We start from the raw sequence: 6,821 nt of genomic DNA on the forward strand, positions 1-6,821 counted from the left end.
GCGGAGAGGATGGAATTGTCTTGGAGAAGCGTAGCGTTCGCCTAAAGCTTTCCTTTGGAAAGCCACATCGGAAGCATATACTTTGCCCCTAAATTTTCACCGCAAAGAGCGGCAGATTCAAAAAAATTTAGGGGGCAACAGTGATCGGAAGGACAATCCATCAGCGCAGCGTCATCAATCAACTCGATACATTTGTCAAGCACTGATATTGCTATTGAGCCCGATATGACACCCTAATCCACTATTTATATACGTTCAGGAGACGAGAGATGAATCGACAACGAAAGATCCTTATTATCGAAGATGAACAAGATATTGCACGAATTATAAAGGATTATATTAGCAAGAACGGATACGAGGCAACTATTGCTGGCAATGGTAAAGATGCTTTATTAGCCATTGAGTTATTGAATCCGGAGTTCATTATTCTGGATATTATGCTACCTGATATTGATGGGATCGAGCTCTGCCGCCAAATTCGCGAGAACAATAATGTTCCCATTCTTATCCTAAGTGCCCGAGGTAGCGACACAGATAAAGTGCTTGGATTGGGATTTGGTGCGGATGATTATATGACGAAGCCTTTCTCATTAACCGAGTTATTAGCAAGAATCAAATCTAATCTACGTAGAGTCGAGAGTATGGTAAGTGCACCGCCAAAGCAACCGGACAACGAGGATATTCTACATTTTGGAACGGTCACCATTGATAAAAAGGGATATAAAGTAACCAATGAAGGCAACGAAATTTCATTATCTGCGAAAGAACTGGAACTGTTATTTTTTCTATCCAAGCATAGAAACCAAGTATTCTCTAAAAGTCAGCTATTGGATGCTGTATGGGGCTACACGGCGTATGGAGATGAAAGTACGATAACTGTGTATATTCGAAGAATACGTGAGAAGTTGGAAGTAGATCCGTCCAACCCTAAGTATATTAAGACAGTCTGGGGGATTGGATACAAATTTAGCTTTGACGAATGACACATGAATGACATTTGAATGTCAGTAAGATGGGAGAATCCTATGTATTTGAGTGAGTGGATTAGTAAATGGTTTAAAGTCGTTCTTGTTTGTCTACTCATCCTATTCGGATGTGGGGGAGGCTTGCTCTGGGATGACTACAGAAGTGAACAAGAGGCTGACTCCAGACATGTCATTAATCAGGTACGACTTCAAGTGAGTGAGATGATGCTGTACTTAGAGCAAAATAATGGGAAGATTGCTGATGATCGCAAGGTAAAAGAGGGCCTCCAAGCCCTATCTCAAGATCACCAAGTGAGCTTAATATATGCACAACTGGATGGACGCGTTATCTTCAATTCCTCACCCAACAACACCATCCAACACATAGATCTCAAAACGGCGCTTCATTATGATTTATATCATGCAAGAGTAGATCAGGATACCTATAACATCGCTTTTCCGGTGATTGATGAGGCAACTCAAGTCCAAGTTGGAAATGCTTTATTTGCAATACCTGCGAATACTGTGTTTGCTGAGAGAAGCCACGTTATGCCTTTTTCCCTATTTATGATTATGACCTCTATACTGCTCATCCTCTGTTATCTGATATTTCTTATTAGAAATAAAATGAACAGGAAAATTATTCAGCCTATTCATCACTTGAAAGATCACTCAGAAGCTATTCTAAAAGGCAATTATGAGCAAAAAGCTACATATGCTGCCATGGATGAAATCGGTGAGGTTTATACAGTGTTTGACCAAATGAGAATGGAGATTATGCATCATAGTCTGCGGAGAGATGAACAAGAGCAAGCACAGAAGGAACTAATCACCAATATTTCTCACGAGATAAAGACACCCTTAACAACGCTGAAAGCCTACATTGAAGCGATTCGTGAGGGGGTCTGTCCTGATATGTCATCGGTTATGGAATATGTTGAGGTGATGCATAATAACACGGAGAAAATGACGAGATTGACAGAGGATCTTTTGCTACATGCCTTAAAAGAATTAGGACAGATCTCTGTGACGCTCACGGAGCAGTATACTCGGGACATGTTGCTTACGATTCTACAACCGATCTGTCATTATGTTCGCACATCAGGGGTGACTTTCATTGAGCCGCTAGATATTCCTAATGTGCTGATTCGTGCTGATGCCAATCGATTGGAACAGGTTATTTCTAATCTCATTGCCAATGCTTTGAAACATACAGCTGCGGGTGATTCCATTAGTGTGAATATAGAGCTTGCGCAGGGGCAGTTGAAAATAACGATAGCGGATACAGGGAAGGGGATTTTGCCGCAGGATATGCCTTTTGTTTTTGATCGCTATTTCAAAGTCACGTTGCATGCCAATCCCAAGAATGAGGGGTCGGGATTAGGACTCTCCATTTGCAAACATATTATTGAAGCGCATCATGGTTCCATTTCATTCAAAAGCGTACAGGGTCAAGGAACGGTATTTCAGTGTTTGATTCCGTTATGATAGATGGCGGTTGTAATATTTCATTAATATTTAGATAAGTATTTATACATAACTGCCCTTTACAATAAGGATATGTATTTATTTGAGGAGGGATTATTCTTGGTAAAAAAGGCGATCATTCAAGCTACGAACCTTTGCAAAACATATTCCACAGGCAGCGAACAATTTCATGCCATCAGGAATCTAGATTTAGAAATTTATGAAGGGGACTTCACAGTGATTATGGGGAATTCAGGATCAGGAAAATCCACACTGATGTATATGCTAAGTGGGCTTGATTCCGTAACGGTGGGTGAGGTTTACTTTCAAGGACAACGGATCGATAGCTACACCCAGAAGCAAATAGCAGAGTTCAGAGCAAATAGAATCGGATATATTTATCAAAGTATTAATTTAGTGCCTGACCTTACCCTATATGAGAATATCGCTTTACCCGGGTACATTGCTGGACAGCCTAAGAAGCAAGTGAAGAGAAACGTACTCTCATTGATGAAGGGCATGGAAATCGACGGACAGCAGCATCGCCTCCCCTCACAGACCTCAGGTGGACAACAACAAAGAGCAGCGATTGCCAGGGCGTTGATCAATACACCAGACGTTATATTTGCCGATGAGCCGACAGGAAGCCTAAATTATGATCAAGGTGTGGCAGTCCTAGATATTCTAACGGATATGAATCGTAAAGGACAGTCCGTGGTCATGGTAACCCATGATATCAAAGCAGCTTGCAGAGCTGATCGTCTTATTCTGATAAAAGATGGGAAAATCTCAGATGTGCTGGAGTTTGATAAGTTTGAACATACCCAAATCCAAGACAGAGAAGCGATCATATTCTCGTGCGTCTCAGGAAAGGGGTAAGCGCTTATGTATGCAGTTTATACTCTTTGTTTAGCTAATTTAAGAAAAAAGAAAATACACAATGGACTGATTGGCTTACTCATCCTTTTATCGACACTACTACTTGCTACATCGGTCACGGTTATATTGAATACAAATAATTTATTTACGGATATGCACAATAAAACACATGGCTCACATGAGATGTTGGAGTTAAGAAATGAGCTGCATGACCCGCAGAGGGTACATCAATGGTGGAATGAACAAGAAGGAGTTACGTCATCAGAATTGATTCCGTTTAGAAATTTATCCGGAATCACGACGAAACAGGGGCTAGATCTTTCAAGCCTATATTTGTATATGATGGATACGCCTACGCGTCCTTATGCCGTGGATGAGCTTATATTTGCACAAGGGAATGAGAGTTTAAAGCCAGATAGAGGGACAATATGGCTCCCCTCTTCCATTGCTTATTTACATGAGATTTCAGTAGGAGATACACTAGGATTTAAAACAGGTGAGAAAGATTTCGAATTGCAAGTAGCGGCGATCGTTGTGGATATGCCCCTCGGAGCACCCTTTGCCACAAGTGTACGCATATGGATGAATCATGAGGACTATAATGAACAATTTCATGCCATGAAGGGTAAAGATCAGTATATGATGGGGATTAGATTTGATGATTATAGCCAAAGTACAAGCTATTGGGCACAATTCGAGCAAGACATGGGTACGCCTTATCTTGACACAAAAACGAGTTTTGAGGAAATAACTGCTTTTTATCTGATTATGAATAAAATGATTGGATTTATAATGATTTTTTTAGGTATTGTGATGATGTTTGTGGCTTTATTTACGATTGGATTTACAATTTCAGATGATATCTTATCCAATTATAAAACGATTGGTGTAATCAAAGCATTAGGGCTATCTTCAAGGAGATGGATGGGCACTTATTTAACACAATATGCATTGATTTCTATGTTCGCGATAATCCCGGGATTAATAGCTAGTCAATGGATATCGAACGTTATCATAGAAAGTACACTTTCGTCTTTGAAGACGGGAACCACGGAAGCCAGTCTGGAAGGGAATCTTATAACCTTAGCCGTTGGAATCTTTGTATTTATACTTGTCTTGTTGTGTGTGCTGTTCTATTCCAACAAAGCGCGGCTTGTACAGCCTATGCAAGCAATTCGATATGGGATGTCCGAAACGGATAATAGCAGAATGACAAAACGATTCGCTGCTAAAGAAAATCAAATCATTTCTTTTGGGAAGGCACCGCTCCTTGTCGTGATTGGTATAAGAAATTTATGGAAGAACAAGAAGGCCTCCAGTCTTATGATGCTTTTAGCAACCATTATGTCAGCAGTGCTCGTGCTAGGGTTTATTTTAATAAATAGTATTAGTAATATTAAGCAGACATCACCATTATGGGGATATGATTCATCCGACATTGTAGTACAGATTAATAACAAATCGGCGTTTCCTCGTGCTGAATTTGATAGAGCAATATTGTCTAACCCAAGAATTAAAAGTATCGGATGGGTGGACGGTACGAATGGAGTTGTCTCCAATCCCCAGCCCATCAATTTCCCTATAACTGTAATGGATGGGAGTTATGACGAGATAGGATTCACCACATTTAGAGGTGAGAACCCGCGAAATAAAAGTGAAATTGCGATTGGAATTAGTGTAGCTAAACAACTGGACAAAGATATAGGAGATGTTGTCGAGGTCTATATCGAAGGATACAAGCATACACTTACGGTTAGTGGAATCTACCAGGCCATCGCTAATATGTCTGTTTCAGGAAGAATTACAGTGGATGCAATCAAAGTAAATCATCCCGATTACAATGCTCTGGATGGAGCTTACATTAATCTGGAAAATGATCGAGAAATAGATCATGTTGTAAATGAATTAAATTTGAAATATAAGGACTCCGCATCGGCAGTATCGCAGCAAACGTTATTAGATAATTTATTTAAACAAGCTGTTGCATCTTTAATTCTGCCCATGAGTATCATGGGATTGTTATTCACTGGGGTTACGATCATCATCATATACAGTACTAGCCGTATTAACATTAGAAAAGAAAGTAAAACCTACGGCATATATAAATCCATAGGACTGACTTCAACAAAAATTAGATTGTGTGTAACGCTGGGGATCGTAGCTCTATCTACGATTGGAGCCATCATAGGTGTATTTGTGGGAGTTTATCTTTTGCCTATGATTTTAAGAAGTCTTCTCTTGGATTATGGGATAGATGAATTACCTTTGGTACTGCATTGGGGATGGATCATTGCCATAGCCGTTGTGACTATCATCTCAGCTGGGCTTGGCTCATGGGCGTCCTCAAGAATAGTGGCTACTACGTCTCCACAGATACTTGTGATTGAGTAAAGAGTATTAGTATTGCCCCCTGGACGCGACCCGTATGGATGTCGTCGCTCTGGGAGGTTTTTTTTTGCTTAAATGTGAAACATGATGACCGCAAAGATCTTAGATTAAGGATATTGATAATTGACGGGTACTCTTCAACTTCATAGTTAACATATATTCCTTACTTAATATATTTTTATATATTACTTACTTTTTATAACTAACAAGGTATAATGAAGATATCAAGCGATATAACAATTAGATGTGGAGGTATCATCGATGAAAGTTGAAATTTGGTCTGATTATGGGTGTCCGTTCTGCTATATTGGAAAACGCAGGTTCGAAGCTGGACTACAGCAATTCCAGCATAAAGATGCCGTTGACGTGGTATATAAGAGCTTTGAACTCGCACCGGATTCCCCGCGCGATGGTAATCCGGGGGTGTATGATATGCTTGCATCCAAGTATGGTATGAGCCGCGAACAGGCTATTGCCAATACGAACAATATTACGCAACAGGCCAAAGAGCTTGGTCTTGATTATTATTTCGATCGCACGATTCAGACGAACACGTTCGACGCGCATCGTTTATCCCACTTTGCTGCATCCCAGGGGAAGCTTAAGGAGATGACGGAACGGTTGCTGCGAGCTCATTTTACCGACACGCTTCATATTGGAAATCATGAGATATTAGCAGATTTAGCTGCTGAAGTTGGGCTTGATCGTGCTGAAGCCCTCTGTGTATTGAAGGATGGAGAATATGGTGAGGAAGTGCGTGCGAATGAGCAGGAAGCTGGACAGATAGGGGTTAAAGGTGTTCCATTCTTCGTTATTAACCGTAAATACGCCATATCCGGGGCACAATCAAGTGAAGTATTCTTAAATGCGCTGCAGAAAGCTTGGGACGAAGAGCATCCATTTACCGTACTTGGTGACTCAGCCGATGGTGATGTATGTACAGAAGACGGCTGTATAGTTCCAAAGCAGGATAAGAGTTGATCATGGTCTTGGAATAAGAAAAAGGCAAGATCTTCTTCAATATTGAAGTAAAATGTACCCTTTGTAAAGGACAATTATAAAAAGGTTAGCTAACTTATTGAAGCTGCTGTCTGTATTTTGCAGGCGGCAGCTTTTTTAAAT

At 40.4% G+C, this 6,821-nt stretch carries 5 protein-coding genes; all 5 read left to right on the forward strand.

From position 1 onward, the window contains the following. Positions 1-269 precede the first annotated feature (269 nt). Positions 270-983 carry a response regulator transcription factor gene (locus J2T13_RS10890; RefSeq protein WP_429371098.1) on the forward strand — a complete coding sequence of 238 codons (714 nt, stop codon included), beginning with the start codon at positions 270-272 and terminating at the stop codon, positions 981-983. A gap of 42 nt (positions 984-1,025) precedes the next feature. Continuing rightward, positions 1,026-2,453, forward strand: coding sequence for a sensor histidine kinase (locus J2T13_RS10895; RefSeq protein WP_429371100.1), 1,428 nt, complete (start codon positions 1,026-1,028; stop codon positions 2,451-2,453). A gap of 99 nt (positions 2,454-2,552) precedes the next feature. Further along, positions 2,553-3,311, forward strand: coding sequence for an ABC transporter ATP-binding protein (locus tag J2T13_RS10900; protein ID WP_429371102.1), 759 nt, complete (start codon positions 2,553-2,555; stop codon positions 3,309-3,311). Positions 3,312-3,317: 6 nt separating this feature from the next. Further along, positions 3,318-5,702, forward strand: a complete 2,385-nt coding sequence (locus tag J2T13_RS10905; protein ID WP_429371104.1) for an ABC transporter permease — start codon at positions 3,318-3,320, stop codon at positions 5,700-5,702. A gap of 258 nt (positions 5,703-5,960) precedes the next feature. Further along, positions 5,961-6,680, forward strand: coding sequence for a DsbA family oxidoreductase (locus J2T13_RS10910; RefSeq protein ID WP_429371106.1), 720 nt, complete (start codon positions 5,961-5,963; stop codon positions 6,678-6,680). Positions 6,681-6,821 lie beyond the last annotated feature (141 nt).

It is taken from the genome of Paenibacillus sp. DS2015 (assembly GCF_050433705.1).
GTDB lineage: Bacteria > Bacillota > Bacilli > Paenibacillales > Paenibacillaceae > Paenibacillus_AQ.

Bases quoted from the DNA above. Each gene is read 5' to 3' on its own strand.
- J2T13_RS10890 (WP_429371098.1), top strand. From the start codon at position 270: ATGAATCGACAACGAAAGATCCTTATTATCGAAGATGAACAAGATATT.
- J2T13_RS10895 (WP_429371100.1), top strand. From the start codon at position 1,026: ATGTATTTGAGTGAGTGGATTAGTAAATGGTTTAAAGTCGTTCTTGTT.
- J2T13_RS10905 (WP_429371104.1), top strand. From the start codon at position 3,318: ATGTATGCAGTTTATACTCTTTGTTTAGCTAATTTAAGAAAAAAGAAA.
- J2T13_RS10910 (WP_429371106.1), top strand. From the start codon at position 5,961: ATGAAAGTTGAAATTTGGTCTGATTATGGGTGTCCGTTCTGCTATATT.